Genomic DNA, 14,649 nt, shown 5'->3' with positions numbered 1-14,649 from the left:
TCGGGCTCGCCGCCGCGCTGGAGGAGGTGGGTCCGGTCACTGGGACCGACACAGGGACCGACGACGGCCCCGAGGAGACGACCGAGGAGCGCAACGCGCGCTTCGAGCGGGACGCCCTCGGCTACCTCGACCAGATGTACTCGGCCGCGCTCCGCATGACGCGGAACCCCGCGGACGCGGAGGACCTGGTGCAGGAGACCTACGCCAAGGCGTACGGATCCTTCCACCAGTTCCGCGAGGGTACGAACCTCAAGGCCTGGCTCTACCGCATCCTCACGAACACCTTCATCAACTCGTACCGCAAGAAGCAGCGTGAGCCCCAGCGCAGCGCCGCCGAGGAGATCGAGGACTGGCAGCTCGCCCGCGCCGAGTCGCACATGTCGACCGGTCTGCGCTCCGCCGAGTCGCAGGCGCTCGACCATCTTCCCGACTCCGACGTGAAGGAAGCGCTCCAGGCGATTCCCGAGGAGTTCCGCATCGCCGTCTATCTCGCCGATGTCGAGGGCTTTGCGTACAAGGAGATCGCGGACATCATGGGGACACCCATCGGTACGGTGATGTCCCGACTGCACCGGGGCCGCCGCCAGCTGCGCGGCATGCTCGAGGACTACGCCCGCGACCGCGGGCTGGTACCCGCGGGCGCCGGAGAGTCGTCGAACGATCTGAAAGGCTCGGGCTCATGAGCTGCGGAGAGCCGCACGAGACGGATTGCTCAGAGGTCCTGGATCATCTCTACGAGTTCCTCGACCATGAGATGCCCGACAGTGACTGCACCAAGTTCGAGGTGCACTTCGAGGAGTGCTCCCCGTGCCTGGAGAAGTACGGCCTGGAGCAGGCGGTGAAGAAGCTCGTCAAGCGCTGCTGCGGCAGTGACGACGTCCCCACCGACCTGCGCGCCAAGGTCATGGGCCGGATCGACCTGATCCGCGCCGGACACCTGGTGCCCGAGCAGGACATCACGGTGAGCAGCCCGACGACACCGGCCCCGCAGGAGTAGCACCCCTCCCGTACAAGCCGTATCAGGGAAGCGGACGGCCGCCGCGAAGTTCTCGCGGCGGCCTCGCGCATATATCAGCTTGTATCACCCGATGGTGCGAATCACCGGGACCGCGCCGCCCCGGGCCGCCCAACTCGCTAGCGTGACAAGCGTGATGGGCGTGAACGTCATTCCGCGAGCGGCCCGCGTGTACATCGGCTGCGCCCTGCTCGGCGCCGGGGCGTGCGCCCTGCCCGGGCTGCGCCCCGGCGCGCCCGTCCCCTGGGGCACGGTCGCACTCCTCGCCGCCCTGTACGCGCTCTGCGAGCTGCCCGCCCGCTGCCGGCTCATCGGCCGCGCCCTCGGCGGCTCCGTCCCCATGGGCACCGGCTCCTTCTTCCCCGTGCTCCTCGCCTCCGCGCTGCTCCTGCCGCCCGCCGCCGCAGCGCTCACCGCGATCCCCGGCAGCCTCCTCGCCCGCGTCGAGGAACCCCCCGCCCCACCCCGCCGCGCCTGGCGCGCCGCCGCCACCGCCCTCGCCGTCTGGGCCGCCGCCCTGACCGCCGACGCCCTCGGCGGCCCCACCGCCCTCGGCCGCGGCCCGGACGCCCCCGACCTGCCGTACGCGCTGCTCCCCGCCGGCGCCGCCGCCCTCACCTTCTGCCTCGTCCTCACCGCCCTCGACGGAGGCATCCGGGCCACCGCCGAGGGACTGCCCCTGCGGGCCGCCTGGCGCGGCCTCCTCGGCCGGGCGCTCGCCCCGCACACCGTCCACGGACTCGCCGGACTGATGATGGCCGTCCTCTGGCGCAGCACCTACGGACCGGTCGCGGCGCTCTTCGTCCTCCTGCCCATGTACATCTCCTGCTGGGTCTTCGCCCAGTACCACCGGGAGCGCGCCGCCCACCAGGCCACCATCCGCGCCCTCGTCCAGGCCGTCGACATCAAGGACCGCTACACCCGGGGCCACAGCGAACGCGTCGGCCACGCCTCCGTCCTGATCGCCCGTGAGCTCGGCATGGCCGAGGACCGCCTCGACGTCGTCCGCTTCGCCGGCATCCTGCACGACGTGGGCAAGCTCGGCGTGCCCACCCGGGTCCTCCGCAAGGACGGGCCCCTCACCCCCGAGGAACGCCGGGTCATCGAACTGCACCCCGAATACGGCCACGAGATGGTCCGCGGCATCGGCTTCCTCGGCGAAGCACGGGCCGCGATCCTCCACCACCACGAACGCATGGACGGCAGCGGCTACCCGTACGGGCTCCACGGCGAGCAGATCCCCGAATTCGCCCGCGTCGTGGCCGTCGCCGACGCCTTCGACGCGATGACCTCCACCCGCTGCTACAGCCGCGCCCGCCCCGTTCCCACCGCCCTCGCCGAACTGGAGCGCTGCGCCGGCACCCAGTTCGACCCCCGCATGGTCACCGCCCTCGCCCAGGCCCTGGACCGGCACGGCTGGCAGCCGGCCGTCACCGCCGACGAGACGACGGGGCGCGCGACCGGGCAGCCCGAGCAGATCCCCCCGCCCCGCGAAACCCTCCCCGAGCCCGCCGCCTCCGCGAAGGAGCCCGCATGAGGCCCGGGGCGCTCACCGTCGGCGCGGTGCGCGGCGCCGCACTCCTCCTCGGCCTCGCCGGCTTCGCCACCACCCTCTGGCACGGCCTCGACGAACCCGGCAACGCCCTCGCCTTCGGCACCCTCATCGCCCTCGGCGAGCTCGCCCGCCGGGGCGCCGCGCCCGACGAACGCGAACCCGCGCCGCTCGCCTCCGCGGGAGCCCTCGCGTACGCCCTCCTCGGCACCAGCGCCGGCACCGCCACCACCCACGGCGCCCTCCAGACCGTCGCCGTCGCCGTCGCCGCGGGCCTCGCCGGGATCGTCCCCCACATCGCCCGGGGCAGGGGCCCCGGCCTCGACCACCTCGCCCGCCGCGTCCTCACCGTCGGCTTCGCCGCGCTCTGCTTCCAGCCCCTCTACAACTCGGGCGCCGTCACCGAGCACCTCGGCCAGGGCCCCGCGTACGCCCTCTTCCTCGTCCTCCTGCTCGTCCTGACCGCCCTGTGCGACGCCGTCCTCGGCGCCCTCGTCCTGCGCGCCCGCACCGGATTCCCGTACGGCCCCCTCCTCCGCGACGAACTCCGCGCCCTCCTCGGCATCGGCTCCGCCGTCTGCGCCACCGGCACCGTCATGGCCCTCGGCGTCGCCGCCGCCGGACTCTGGGCCCTGCCCGTGCTCGCCGTCCCCCTCCTCCTCACCCAGGTCTCCTTCCGGCGGTACGCGGCCGTGCGGACCGTCAACCGGCAGACCATCGCCTCCCTCGCCCGCGCCACCGAGATCGCCGGCTGCACCCCGCCCGGGCACACCCGCCGGGTCGCCGCCCTCAGCGCGGCCGTCGGGCGCGAGCTGGGCCTCTCCGGGACCGAGCTCACCGTCCTGGAGCACGCGGCGCTCATGCACGACATCGGACAGCTCTCCCTCGTCGACCCGGTCGCGGGCGGCGCCACCGCCCTCCTCCCGGCCGAGGAACAGCGCAGGATCGCCCTCCTGGGCGGCGAGGTCGTCCGCAGGACCGGCGTCCCCGAGGCCGTCGCCGTCGTCGTGGAGCGGCAGGCCGACCCGTACCGCGAGCAGCCGCCGGCCGCCCGGATCGTCCGGGCCGTGAACGCCTACGACGACCTCACGGGCGCCGGCGCGGGCGACGGGGCGGCCGCCGCCCTCGACGCCCTGGAACGGCTCAGGCTCGGCACCGCCCGCGACTATCACCCGGACGTCGTCGAATGCCTGGCCAGGGTCCTGGCACGGGGCGGAGCCACTGGGGTGACCTCGGCAGTCCTTGGGTAACCCATGGGTAATGAGCGCGCGTCCGACCGGGCATGGTTGGATGCGAACAAGAGGGTGAAGCGACCGGCAGGCGGGAATCGTGAAGATCTTCGGGAAGGTACGGCATCGGCCCTCCGCCTCGTGGCGGCAGGCCACCGACCGCGCGTTCACGCTGATCGGCGACGGCCGGTACGAGGACGCGGGCGCACTTCTGACGCGCGCGGCGGACCTGGAGCCCTGGCTCTCGGAGTCCTGGTTCAACCTGGCGCTGCTGCACAAGTTCCGGCACGACTGGGAGCAGGCGCGGGCCGCCGGGCTGCGCGCCGTCGCCCTGCTCGACAAGGAGACCGGCGCCCCCGACTGGTGGAACGTGGGCATCGCCGCCACCGCCCTCCAGGACTGGCCGCTGGCCCGCCGCGCCTGGCAGGCCTACGGCCTCAAGGTGCCCGGCGCCGCCGCCGGTACCGGCGAGCCCGCCGGCATGGAGCTGGGCAGCGCCGCCGTCCGGCTCTCGCCCGAGGGCGAGGCCGAGGTCGTGTGGGGCCGCCGCCTCGACCCGGCCCGGATCGAGGTCCTCTCCATCCCGCTGCCTTCCTCCGGCCGCCGCTGGGGCGAGGTCGTCCTCCACGACGGCGTGCCGAACGGCGAGCGGACCACCACCGCAGGACCCTCCTACCCCGTCTTCGACGAGATCGAGCTGTGGGCGCCCTCGCCCGTCCCCACCTGGGTGGTCCTCCTGGAGGCCGCCACCGAGGCCGACCGGGACGCCCTGGAGCAGCTCGCCGCCGAGGCCGGATTCGCCGCCGAGGACTGGTCGTCCTCCGTGCGGCTGCTCTGTCGCGCCTGCTCCGAGTCGACCATGCCGAGCGCCGAGGGCGAGGGCGAGCACTCCGACCCGCACGACCACAGCGAGCCGGGGCACCCCGGCCCGCTCGGCCACCGCTCGCCCGGCGAGCTGTGGGTGCCGGAGCGCGAGTGCGGCATCGCGGCCCCGGCGGGCCTGGTGCGCGGGCTTCTCGACGGCTGGGTCGCGGACAGCCCGGACTCCCGCGAGTGGCGAGATCTTGAGGAAGTCTGCTGACCGCTGCCCGTAGGCTGTACTCGGCACCTACCACGGGGTGTACCGGTTCGAGGAAGAAGGCGTACGGCGGACATGTCGCAGCAGGGCACTGAGCAGGAGCAGACGGGCGTGTACGCCGTGGACGACGAGGGCTTCATCGTCGACACCGAGGACACCGAGGAGCGCGAGACCGCCCACCGCGAGCGCGGCACCTCCCGCCCCATCACCGTCGTGGGCAACCCCGTCCTGCACCGGGAGTGCAAGGACGTCACCGACTTCGACGACGAGCTGGCGCAGCTCGTCGACGACATGTTCGCCAGCCAGCGCACCGCCGAGGGCGTCGGCCTCGCCGCCAACCAGATCGGCGTCGACCTCAAGGTCTTCGTCTACGACTGCATGGACGACGAGGGCAGGCGTCACGTCGGCCACGTGATCAATCCGGTCCTCGTCGACCTGCCGGCCGACCAGCGACACCTCGACGACTCGAACGAGGGCTGCCTGTCGGTCCCGACCGCGTACGCCGAGCTGGCCCGCCCGGACTACGCCGAGGTCACCGGCCAGGACCTGAAGGGCAACCCGATCAAGGTCCGCGGCACCGGCTACTTCGCCCGCTGCCTCCAGCACGAGACGGACCACCTGTACGGCTTCCTCTACATCGACAAGCTGTCGAAGCGCGACCGCAAGGACGCCCTCCGCCAGATGGAAGAGGGCACGCCGCGCTACCCGGTCGTCCCGAACGAGTGACGTTCCCGTAGACACGGAGAAGGGCCCCACACTCGACGAGTGCGGGGCCCTTTCGCGTACCGGTTAGAAGTCCTCGTCCAGGTCCACCGAGCCCTCGACCGCCACCTGGTAGGCGGACGGGCGGCGCTCGAAGAAGTTGGTCAGTTCCTGGACGCCCTGGAGCTCCATGAACGCGAACGGGTTCTCCGAGCCGTACACCGGCGGGAAGCCGAGGCGCTGCAGGCGCTGGTCGGCGACGCACTGGAGGTACTCGCGCATCGACTCGGTGTTCATGCCCGGCAGGCCGTCACCGCACAGGTCGCGGCCGAACTGCAGCTCCGCCTCGACGGCCTCCTTCAGCATGTCCGTGACCTGCTGCTGGAGCGCGTCGTCGAAGAGCTCCGGCTCCTCCTTGCGGACGGTGTCCACGACCTCGAAGGCGAAGTTCATGTGCATCGTCTCGTCGCGGAACACCCAGTTGGTGCCCGTCGCCAGGCCGTGGAGGAGGCCGCGGGAGCGGAACCAGTAGACGTAGGCGAAGGCGCCGTAGAAGAACAGGCCCTCGATGCACGCCGCGAAGCAGATCAGGTTCAGCAGGAAGCGGCGGCGGTCGGCGGCCGTCTCCAGCTTCTCGATCTTCTCGACCGAGTCCATCCACTTGAAGCAGAACTGCGCCTTCTCGCGGATCGACGGGATGTTCTCCACCGCGTCGAAGGCCGCCGCGCGGTCGTCCGGGTCGGGCAGGTACGTGTCCAGGAGCGTCAGATAGAACTGGACGTGCACGGCCTCCTCGAAGAGCTGGCGCGAGAGGTACAGGCGCGCTTCCGGGGAGTTGATGTGCTTGTACAGCGTCAGGACCAGGTTGTTCGCCACGATCGAGTCGCCCGTCGCGAAGAACGCGACCAGACGGCCGATCATGTGCTGCTCACCGGGGGTGAGCTTGGCGAGGTCGGCGACGTCCGAGTGGAGGTCGACCTCCTCCACGGTCCAGGTGTTCTTGATCGCGTCCCGGTAGCGCTCGTAGAAGTCCGGGTAGCGCATGGGGCGGAGCGTGAGCTCGAAGCCCGGGTCCAGGAGGTTCTTCTTCTCGGTGGAGCTCATTACTGGCAGGCCTCGCAGGACTCGGGGTTTTCGAGGGAGCAGGCGACCGCGTCGGGGTCGGCGACCTGCTGGACGGGGATCGGGGCGGCGGCCTGGGCGGCGCGGGCGATCCGGGTCGCCGGGCGGGAGCGCAGGTAGTACGTCGTCTTCAGGCCCTGCTTCCAGGCGTACGCGTACATCGACGACAGCTTGCCGATCGTCGGCGTCTCCATGAACAGGTTCAGGGACTGGCTCTGGTCGAGGAACGGGGTGCGCGCCGCCGCCATGTCGATCAGGCCGCGCTGCGGGATCTCCCAGGCCGTGCGGTACAGCTCGCGGACCTCGGCCGGGACCCAGGTGAAACCGGCCACCGAGCCGTTGGCGTCGCGCAGCGCCTCGCGGGTCTGCGCGTCCCACACGCCGAGCTTCTTCAGCTCGTCGACGAGGTACGAGTTGACCTGGAGGAACTCGCCGGAGAGCGTCTCGCGCTTGAACAGGTTGGAGACCTGCGGCTCGATGCACTCGTAGACGCCGGCGATGGAGGCGATGGTCGCCGTCGGGGCGATGGCGAGGAGGAGGCTGTTGCGCATGCCGACGGCGGCGACGCGCTCGCGCAGGGCGGCCCAGCGCTCCGGCCAGTTCAGCTCCACGTCGTAGTGGTCCGGGTGCAGGACGCCCCGGGCGGTGCGGGTCTTGTCCCAGGCGGGGAGCGGGCCGCTGCGCTCGGCGAGGTCCGCGGACGCCTCGTACGCCGCCAGCATGATCCGCTCGGCGATCTTCGTCGACAGGGCGCGCGCCTCGGCCGAGTCGAACGGCAGCTTCAGCTGGAAGAAGACGTCCTGGAGGCCCATCGCGCCCAGGCCGACCGGGCGCCACTTGGCGTTGGAGCGGCCCGCCTGCTCGGTCGGGTAGAAGTTGATGTCGACGACCCGGTCGAGGAAGGTGACGGCCGTGCGGACGGTGGCGTCCAGGCGCTCCCAGTCGATGTCCGAACCGACGACGAACGCGCCGAGGTTGACCGAGCCGAGGTTGCAGACGGCCGTCTCGCCGTCGTTGGTGACCTCGATGATCTCGGTGCACAGGTTGGAGGAGTGGACGACCGTGCCCGGCTCGGCCGTCTGGTTGGCCGTGCGGTTCGAGGCGTCCTTGAACGTCATCCAGCCGTTGCCGGTCTGTGCGAGGGTCCGCATCATCCGGCCGTACAGGTCGCGGGCCGGCATCGTCTTGCGGGCCAGGCCCGCCGCCTCGGCCTTGCGGTAGGCGGCGTCGAACTCCTCGCCGTACAGGTCGACGAGCTCGGGCACGTCCGCCGGGGAGAACAGCGACCACTCGGCGTCGGCGTTGACGCGGCGCATGAACTCGTCCGGGATCCAGTGCGCCAGGTTCAGGTTGTGCGTACGGCGCTGGTCCTCGCCCGTGTTGTCGCGGAGCTCCAGGAACTCCTCGATGTCCGCGTGCCAGGTCTCCAGGTAGACCGCGGCGGCGCCCTTGCGGCGGCCGCCCTGGTTCACGGCGGCGACGGAGGCGTCGAGGGTCTTCAGGAACGGCACGATGCCGTTGGAGTGCCCGTTGGTGCCGCGGATCAGCGAACCGCGGGCGCGGATGCGGGAGTACGAGAGGCCGATGCCGCCCGCGTGCTTCGAGAGGCGCGCGACCTGGTGGTAGCGGTCGTAGATGGAGTCCAGCTCGTCCTGCGGGGAGTCCAGGAGGTAGCAGGAGGACATCTGCGGGTGGCGGGTGCCGGAGTTGAAGAGCGTGGGGGAGGACGGCAGGTAGTCCAGGCGGCTCATCAGGCCGTACAGCGCCGTCACTTCGTCCAGGGCGCGGACCGAGTCGTCCTCGGCGAGGCCGGCGGCGACGCGCAGCATGAAGTGCTGCGGGGTCTCGACGACCTTGCGGGTGATCGGGTGGCGCAGCAGGTAGCGCGAGTAGAGGGTGCGCAGACCGAAGTAGCCGAAGCGGTCGTCGCCGGCCGGGTCGATCGTGGCGTCGAGGCGCTCGGCGTGCCGGGCGACGAACTCGGCGGTGCGGTCGGCGATGAGGCCCTCGTGGTGGCCGACGGCGACGGAGGCCGAGAAGTTCACGGCGCCCTGGCCGGCCGCCTCGTCGGCGATGGTGATGGTGAGGAGCCGGGCGGCGAGCCGGGAGTACGCGGGGTCCTCGGCGATGAGGCCGGCGGCCGCCTCGGTGGCCAGCTCGCGCAGCTCCGCCTCGTCCGACGTGGCGCTGCGGCCGCGGAGGGCGGCGGCGGCGACCTTGCCGGGGTCGGTGTCCGGGAGGTCGGCGGTGAGATCGGTCAGGGTCCGCAGGAGTACGGTCCCGGGGCCGTCGGTCTCGATCGCTGCGGCCGGATCGGCGGGCGCGATGGTCACGTGGGGGCTCTCCCTCGCTCGGCTCGGGGCCTCGGGAGGGTGGGCGGGCAGGCGGGCACCCGTACGCGTGGGCGCGCCGCGTCCACCGGCCCACTCCGCGAGGCCCGGACGTCTGTGACACCCGGAACGGACGGACCGGGTGCGCTGTCGGCAGGTCCTCGGACTCACCGCGTACGAAACCGCACGAAGCACACCGTTGCGGGACAGTTCCGGATTCGCGCCGGATTCCCCTGCGTCGACAGCGAGGATGAGCATACATGTGGGGGGCGCCGCTCGTGGCACCCCCCACATGTTGTGTCGGTGCCGGCGCTACAGCTCCAGGGCGTAGGTCCGTAGCAAGTGGTCGGGGATCGGTTCCCAGTCCCGTTCGGGGGTGCGGACGAAGCCGAGGCGCTCGTAGATCCGGTGCGCGGAGACCATCAGATCGGCCGTGGAGAGCACGAGGCGCGCGCACCCCGGCAGGGCCCGCGCGCGGTCCACGCAGGCGCGTACGAGGGCTTCTCCGACGCCTCTGCCGCGGGCCGCCGGAGCGACGACGAGCATGCGGAACTCGGCCTCGCCGGGGACGGCGATGTCCGCCCAGGTGGTGCCGCCCTCCGCGAAGGTCACCCCGCCGATGATCCCGCCGTCGGTGTCGACGGCGACGAGCACCTCGCTCTCGCGCGCCCTTCGGGCCGTGTCGCGGAGCACGTCCAGGTAGAAGTCGTCCTCGCCGTGCAGCAGCAGCCCGTCGTTCAGATAGGTGAACCCGGTGAGGTCACCGAGCTCCTCGTACTCCTCGGGCCGTACCGCCCTGATCGTGAAGTCCATGGGGAGCAGTCTCCCTCCCGGGCGCGCGAAGGGGCCCGGGAATTTCCCGGGCCCCCTGTGTGACGCGTCCGTGGGTCAGTGCGCCCCGGCGCCGACCGTCGGGAGGTCCTTGACCCCGGCGTCGCCCGCGTCCGCCGTGTAGTCCTCCGGAGAGGTCTCGTCGACGCCCTCGGGGGCCTTGACGGCCTTGAGGACGAAGGTCAGGACGACGGTGACGACGACGTTGAGCACGAAGGCGGTGAGGCCGATGTAGCCGATCTCGCCGATGCCCGGGATCTCGGCGGCCGAGCCGCCGAAGTGCTTCTGGGTCGGGCTGGCGACGCCGTACGCGGCGGCCGTGCCGTACACCATGCCGACGGCCCAGCCGGCGAGCAGCGCCCAGCGGTGGAACCAGCGGGTGAAGAGACCGCCGACGAGTGCCGGGAAGGTCTGCAGGATCCAGATGCCGCCGAGCAGCTGGAAGTTGATCGCGACCGTCTTGTCCATGGTGAGGACGAAGACCAGCGCGCCGACCTTCACCAGGAGCGAGACCAGCTTGGAGACCTTGGTCTCCTGGGCCGGGGTGGCGTCCTTCCTGATGAAGTCCTTGTAGATGTTGCGGGTGAAGAGGTTGGCCGCGGCGATCGACATGATCGCGGCCGGGACGAGCGCGCCGATGCCGATCGCGGCGAACGCGACGCCCGCGAACCAGTCCGGGAACATGGTCTCGAAGAGCTGCGGGATGGCGAGCTGGCCGTTCTTGACCTTGATGCCGGCGGCGATCGCCATGAAGCCGAGCAGCGCGAGCAGGCCCAGCATCAGCGAGTACAGCGGCAGGATGGTGGTGTTGCGGCGGATGACGTTCCGGCTCCGGGACGACAGGGTCGCCGTGATGGAGTGCGGGTACATGAAGAGCGCGAGGGCCGAGCCGAGCGCGAGCGTCGCGTACGTCCACTGGCCGGCCTCGCCGGGCACGAGGGCGCCCTTCGGCTTGCCGGTGGCCGGGTTGACGGTCGCGTAGGCCTCGCCCGCCTTGGTGAAGATCTCGTCGAAGCCGCCGAGCTTGATCGGGATGTAGATGATCGCCACCGCGATGACGATGTAGATCAGGGTGTCCTTGACGAAGGCGATGAGCGCCGGGGCGCGCAGGCCGGACGAGTAGGTGTACGCGGCCAGGACGCCGAAGGCGATCAGCAGCGGCAGGTCCTTCACGAACCAGTTGGTGTCCTCGCCGCCGCCGACGCCCATCACGTCCAGGACGGCCTGGATGCCCACGAGCTGGAGCGCGATGTACGGCATGGTGGCGAGGATGCCGGTGACCGCCACCGCCAGGGACAGGCCCTTGGAGCCGAAGCGGCCGCGCACGAAGTCGGACGTGGTGACGTATCCGTGCTTGTGCGAGACCGACCAGAGGCGCGGCAGGAAGGTGAAGATCAGCGGGTACACGAGGATCGTGTACGGGACGGCGAAGAAGCCGGCCGCGCCCGCCGCGTAGATGGCCGCGGGGACGGCGACGAAGGTGTACGCCGTGTAGAGGTCGCCGCCGAGCAGGAACCAGGTCACCCAGGTGCCGAACGAGCGGCCGCCCAGGCCCCATTCGTCGAGGCTGTGCTCGTTCTCGGCCTTGCGCCAGCGCGCGGCCAGGAAGCCCATGACCGTGACGGCCAGGAAGAAGAAGACGAAGACGCCGAGCGCCACGCCGTTCACTCCGGAGACGTCCTTCATCGTGCGTCACCTCCCTTGCGGGCGCGCTGGTCCCGCTGCCACAGCTTGTACGCGATCATGGTGAGCGCCGTGGAGATCAGCACCCAGAGCATCTGGTACCAGTAGAAGAACGGGATGCCGGCGAAGAGCGGTTCGGCCTTCGCGTAGGAGCTCACCCAGAGCATCGCCACGAACGGGGCGAACAGACAGAGCGCGATCACCACCCGCACGGGGGTGATGGTCGGTTGTTTCCCTTGTGTCACATCTGACGCTTCTGACATGGCGATTGCGTCCCCTCACTGATCACCTCGGTAATGCTGGGGAAATCTAGGGGACGGCTCCGTTGCTGGGAACCCCTGTCCGCATAACGGAAGTGATTCTTCAGAGCCAGCCCTCCTTGGCCGCGCGTACGCCCGCCTCGAAACGGCTGCGGGCGCCCAGCCGGTTCATCAGCTCCGAGCTCATCCGGCGGACCGTCCGCAGCGAGACCCCGAGCCGCCGGGCCGCGATGTCGTCCGTGCAGCCGATGCCGAGGAGCATCAGCAACTCCCGCTCCTGCGGCGAGAGGTCGTGCGCGTCGCGGCGCGGGGCCTCGCCGAAGGGGGTGCCCGCGTCCCACAGCCGGTCGAAGAGCACCACGAGTGCGTGGACGAGGCCGGGGCTGCGCACTTCCAGGGCGCCGGCGCGCCCGTCCTCCGGGTCGACGGGCACGAGCGCGGCCTCGCGGTCGACGATCACCATGAGCATCGGGACGACGGGCACGGTCCGTGCCTCGCCGCCGAGGTCGCAGTACCAGCGCACGTAGTCGACGGTCGGCGGGTCGTTGCGGAAGCTCTCCTGGTAGATCGAGCGGATCTTCACCCCGCGTTCCAGGGCGAGTTGGTCGAGCGGCTGGCTCGCGTCCATCGTGTCGGGGAGCTGGGCGCCGCCGGGCAGCAGCGAGAGGCACTCGGTGCGGGCGTTCGCGGCGAGGTCCTCCAGTCGTTCGCGGACGGTGTCGAGTCCGGTGATGCGGTCCACGAGGTCGTGCCGGACGCCCGGTTCGGGGCAGTCCGCGTACGAGGCGAGGATGCCGGCCACCGCCCTGCCCGCCTGCTCGACCTGGCGCTTGCGCTTGCTCAGTTCGGCCTCGGCGCGGGAGAGCAGGAACGAGAAGCCGACGTCCGGGCTGAAGGGTTCGACCTCGCCCGAGGAGTCGTCCATGAGGACGAGCTTGAGGTCCGCGAGACAGGCGAGCGCCTCGCGGACCTCCGGCTCGGGGCGGCCCAGATGTTCCGCCATGTCCGTCACGTCGTACTCGGGCCGCTCCAGGAGCAGGCGGTAGACGGCCTCCGTCGACTCCTTTATGCCGAGCGCCTCCAGCATCAGGTATCTCCCCCTCGTCACCTTCCGTGGTGCGACCGTTCGAACTCGTGATCGCGGTCGACGATGCTAGAGGGGAGGGGGTGTCTAGGTCTAGACCAATCGTGGTGAACTCCCGGGTGAGGCCCCGCGGGTACGGCGCCCAGCGCGTCCACCACCGCACCCGCCGCGAACCCCGACACCAGCAGGGCGAGTTCGACCTGCGGGCCGATCCCCACCGCAAGGACCGCGAGCGCGCCCGCGCCCGCCGCCACCGGACCGGCCCACCCCGGCCCGCCCGCCGCCGAGGCCGCCGACCGCTCCAGGGACACGCAGAACGCGAAGGCGCCCACCACCAGCGGTACCCAGCCCGTCACCGCGCCGGTCCCCGCCGGACCCCACTGCCACAGCACCACGAGCGCCCCCGCCGACGCGCCCGCCGCGAGCAGCCCGGCAAGCACCGCCCGCGCCGCCGGGCCCCGCCCCAGCCGCCGGGCCAGCACCCCGAGAGCCGCCAGGGCCGCCGTCGGGACCGCGTACGGCAGCAGCCCGTACACCCCGTCCACCAGATCGCGGTCCACCACACCCGAACCGCCCACCTCGGCGCCCGAGTCCGCGAGCGCCGACCGCAGCGCCGTCACCGTCCCGGCCCCGGCCGCCGTCATCGGCTCCCCCTCCGGGACGACCACCACCAGGGCGGACCCGGAGCGCTGCCACGCGGCGGGCGCCGCCGCGAGCAGCACCCCCGGGACCCGCGCCGCCCGGGCGGCCACCGCCCGCGCGTCCGCGCGCTCGGGGACGAGCACCTCCAGCGGGTTCAGCACCCCCGACGGCACCCCGGCCGCCGTCAGCCGGTCCAGACCGTCCCGGGCCGGCCCGCCCGCCACCAGGGCACGGGCCTCCGGATTGCCGACCCGCAGCTGCGTGGCCGCGCCGGTGAGGAGCACGAGGAGGACGAGACCGACGGCGGTGAGCGGAGCCGGGAGCGCACGGGCCTTCCGTACGGGACCCGGAACGGCCGCCACCGACCGCAGCACCGGCGCCAGGGTCAGGGCCGCCGCCGTGCCCACCGCGCAGACCGCGAGCCCCGCCACCCCGACCGACCGCAGGAACGCCGCCGGGAACAGCGCCAGAACCGCGCAGGCCGCCGCGCCCGCCGCCCCGCCCGTCACCGCCGACCGGGCGGCGGACGGCCCCGGCGGCTGCGCCCAGCGGTGCACCGCGACCACGAGCGCCGTCACCGGCACCAGGTACACCACGACGAAGCCGATCTCGGTGAAGCCCGCCACCGCCTCCACCAGGACGAGCGCCCCCACCGAGGTCACGGCCGCGAGCAGCAGCGGCGCCAGGACCCCGAGCGGCGAGCGGAACGCCAGGACGAGCACAAGGAGCAGCCCGAGCGCGCAGGCCGCCTTCGCCCCGAGGGCCACCGGGCCCGGCCCCGCCAGCGCGCTGTCGTGCTGGAGCGGCAGCACCCCCGTCACCTCGACCCGGGCCTCGGGGAGCGCCGAGCGCAGCCCCGCGCGGAGCTGGACCGCCGCCTCCTCGACGGCCGTCAGACCCGCCAGGTCCGGCTTCCCGGCCGCCGGGTACACCAGCGCGTACGCGGTCCGGCCGTCCGCGCCGAGGAACCCCTCCTCGCCGGTCCCGGCGTACGAGACCGTCCGGGCGCCCGGCCCCGCCGAGCGCTCCAGAGCATCCGCGAAGGCCCGTGGGTTTCTCGCCGCCGGCCAGGTCACGACCGCCACCAGCGGGGCGACCGCGGCCCCGTTCCCGTACCGCTC

The 14,649-nt window shown here is 72.1% G+C and carries 12 protein-coding genes, 1 pseudogene and 1 riboswitch; of the genes and pseudogenes, 6 read left to right on the top strand and 7 right to left on the bottom strand.

Features of this window, described 5'->3' with window-relative positions; translation table 11 throughout:
- Positions 1-26 precede the first annotated feature (26 nt).
- The 6 genes from ACF07V_RS00130 (at position 27) to def (ending at position 5,600) form a co-directional block, all read left to right on the top strand.
- Positions 27-683: a sigma-70 family RNA polymerase sigma factor gene (locus tag ACF07V_RS00130; protein WP_030207302.1), complete on the top strand. Its 657-nt coding sequence runs from the start codon at positions 27-29 to the stop codon at positions 681-683.
- Positions 680-997, top strand: a complete 318-nt coding sequence (gene rsrA / locus ACF07V_RS00125; protein ID WP_351184074.1) for a mycothiol system anti-sigma-R factor — start codon at positions 680-682, stop codon at positions 995-997. The genes ACF07V_RS00130 and rsrA overlap by 4 nt, the downstream gene beginning before the upstream one ends.
- Positions 998-1,157: 160 nt before the next feature.
- Positions 1,158-2,552: an HD-GYP domain-containing protein gene (locus ACF07V_RS00120; RefSeq protein ID WP_392150632.1), complete on the top strand. Its 1,395-nt coding sequence runs from the start codon at positions 1,158-1,160 to the stop codon at positions 2,550-2,552.
- Positions 2,549-3,817, top strand: a complete 1,269-nt coding sequence (locus tag ACF07V_RS00115) for an HD-GYP domain-containing protein (RefSeq protein WP_392150631.1) — start codon at positions 2,549-2,551, stop codon at positions 3,815-3,817. Before ACF07V_RS00120 ends, ACF07V_RS00115 begins: the two co-directional genes overlap by 4 nt.
- Before the next feature lie 79 nt (positions 3,818-3,896).
- Complete coding sequence (locus ACF07V_RS00110; protein ID WP_017236276.1) at positions 3,897-4,877, top strand: hypothetical protein; 981 nt, start codon at positions 3,897-3,899, stop codon at positions 4,875-4,877.
- A gap of 72 nt (positions 4,878-4,949) precedes the next feature.
- Complete coding sequence (gene def, locus ACF07V_RS00105; protein ID WP_392150630.1) at positions 4,950-5,600, top strand: peptide deformylase; 651 nt, start codon at positions 4,950-4,952, stop codon at positions 5,598-5,600.
- Positions 5,601-5,663: 63 nt separating this feature from the next.
- On the opposite strand, the gene ACF07V_RS00100 is transcribed toward def, so the two are convergent.
- The 7 genes and pseudogenes from ACF07V_RS00100 to ACF07V_RS00070 form a co-directional block, all read right to left on the bottom strand.
- Positions 5,664-6,680 (bottom strand): ribonucleotide-diphosphate reductase subunit beta, encoded by a 1,017-nt coding sequence (locus ACF07V_RS00100; RefSeq protein WP_190154866.1) that lies wholly within the window; start codon positions 6,678-6,680, stop codon positions 5,664-5,666.
- Positions 6,680-9,031, bottom strand: a complete 2,352-nt coding sequence (locus ACF07V_RS00095) for a ribonucleoside-diphosphate reductase subunit alpha (RefSeq protein WP_392150629.1) — start codon at positions 9,029-9,031, stop codon at positions 6,680-6,682. The genes ACF07V_RS00100 and ACF07V_RS00095 overlap by 1 nt, the downstream gene beginning before the upstream one ends.
- 153 nt (positions 9,032-9,184) lie before the next feature.
- Positions 9,185-9,261: riboswitch (cobalamin riboswitch) on the bottom strand.
- Between the two features lie 79 nt (positions 9,262-9,340).
- Positions 9,341-9,841 carry a GNAT family N-acetyltransferase gene (locus ACF07V_RS00090; RefSeq protein ID WP_392150627.1) on the bottom strand — a complete coding sequence of 167 codons (501 nt, stop codon included), beginning with the start codon at positions 9,839-9,841 and terminating at the stop codon, positions 9,341-9,343.
- Positions 9,842-9,916: 75 nt separating this feature from the next.
- On the bottom strand, positions 9,917-11,545 hold the full coding sequence (gene mctP / locus ACF07V_RS00085; RefSeq protein WP_392150625.1) for a monocarboxylate uptake permease MctP: 1,629 nt from the start codon (positions 11,543-11,545) through the stop codon (positions 9,917-9,919).
- A complete protein-coding gene (locus ACF07V_RS00080) occupies positions 11,542-11,805 on the bottom strand; it encodes a DUF3311 domain-containing protein (protein ID WP_392150624.1) in 264 nt (87 codons plus the stop codon). The genes mctP and ACF07V_RS00080 overlap by 4 nt, the downstream gene beginning before the upstream one ends.
- 100 nt (positions 11,806-11,905) lie before the next feature.
- Positions 11,906-12,889, bottom strand: a complete 984-nt coding sequence (locus ACF07V_RS00075) for a LuxR C-terminal-related transcriptional regulator (protein ID WP_392150623.1) — start codon at positions 12,887-12,889, stop codon at positions 11,906-11,908.
- Positions 12,890-13,222: 333 nt separating this feature from the next.
- Positions 13,223-13,345, bottom strand: a pseudogene (locus tag ACF07V_RS00070) (serine/threonine protein kinase); the annotation flags it as partial.
- Positions 13,346-14,649 lie beyond the last annotated feature (1,304 nt).

The organism is Streptomyces sp. NPDC015661, from assembly GCF_043077765.1.
GTDB lineage: Bacteria > Actinomycetota > Actinomycetes > Streptomycetales > Streptomycetaceae > Streptomyces.
Note: the sequence above shows the minus strand (reverse complement) of the source record. Positions and strands in the feature narration are given on the sequence as shown.

Coding starts and splice junctions, on each gene's coding strand:
- rsrA (WP_351184074.1), top strand. CDS start 680: ATGAGCTGCGGAGAGCCGCACGAGACGGATTGCTCAGAGGTCCTGGAT.
- mctP (WP_392150625.1), bottom strand. CDS start 11,545: ATGAAGGACGTCTCCGGAGTGAACGGCGTGGCGCTCGGCGTCTTCGTC.
- ACF07V_RS00080 (WP_392150624.1), bottom strand. CDS start 11,805: ATGTCAGAAGCGTCAGATGTGACACAAGGGAAACAACCGACCATCACC.
- ACF07V_RS00090 (WP_392150627.1), bottom strand. CDS start 9,841: ATGGACTTCACGATCAGGGCGGTACGGCCCGAGGAGTACGAGGAGCTC.
- def (WP_392150630.1), top strand. CDS start 4,950: ATGTCGCAGCAGGGCACTGAGCAGGAGCAGACGGGCGTGTACGCCGTG.
- ACF07V_RS00100 (WP_190154866.1), bottom strand. CDS start 6,680: ATGAGCTCCACCGAGAAGAAGAACCTCCTGGACCCGGGCTTCGAGCTC.
- ACF07V_RS00075 (WP_392150623.1), bottom strand. CDS start 12,889: ATGCTGGAGGCGCTCGGCATAAAGGAGTCGACGGAGGCCGTCTACCGC.
- ACF07V_RS00115 (WP_392150631.1), top strand. CDS start 2,549: ATGAGGCCCGGGGCGCTCACCGTCGGCGCGGTGCGCGGCGCCGCACTC.